Consider the following 535-nt stretch of genomic DNA (forward strand, 5'->3'; position numbering starts at 1 on the left):
TCTCTTCATTTTTATATAAATTTTCATTTATATACTCTTCTGCTAATTCTTGTAAAACATTTTTAAGATTGTATTTTTCAGAAGTACATCGATAATGATATTTTTCAAATAATTCATTACGTTTTACTGCATAATACGGACATCCACCCATACATAATGGTAACACTTCACAGTTCTTACAATCTTCATTTTCAAATTCTGACCATGCATACCACTTGCTTTCATTTATCAATTCCTGTAATGTTCCGTTGAATTCATCATCAATATCCATAATGTTTCCTATTGCTTCATTTTTATCTCCGACAACGTTCCAACATTTTTGTAATGTCCCATCTGGCTCTACTAATATAGAGTTAGGTGAAACTGCACCACAACCATACAATTTAGGTTGTATATTACTATTGGCCGGCTGAAAGCCTTTTTTCAATAATATCTGTCTTAATTTTGATTCTTCTTCTGAAAACTCTGGAACTGAAAAACAGCTAGAATATATGTAGCCTTTATCAATTTCATAATCTCTTACTAATGAAAAATA

Annotated in this window: 1 protein-coding gene; it reads right to left on the reverse strand. The window is 30.1% G+C overall.

The genetic code is table 11. From position 1 onward, the window contains the following. On the reverse strand, positions 1–535 hold a 535-nt coding region (locus NCY30_RS15020; RefSeq protein WP_250818892.1), incomplete at both ends, for an SPASM domain-containing protein.

Origin of the sequence: Dorea sp. MB18-49 (assembly GCF_023669465.1) — a bacterium.
Taxonomy (GTDB): Bacteria; Bacillota; Clostridia; order Lachnospirales; family Lachnospiraceae; genus Dorea_A; species Dorea_A longicatena.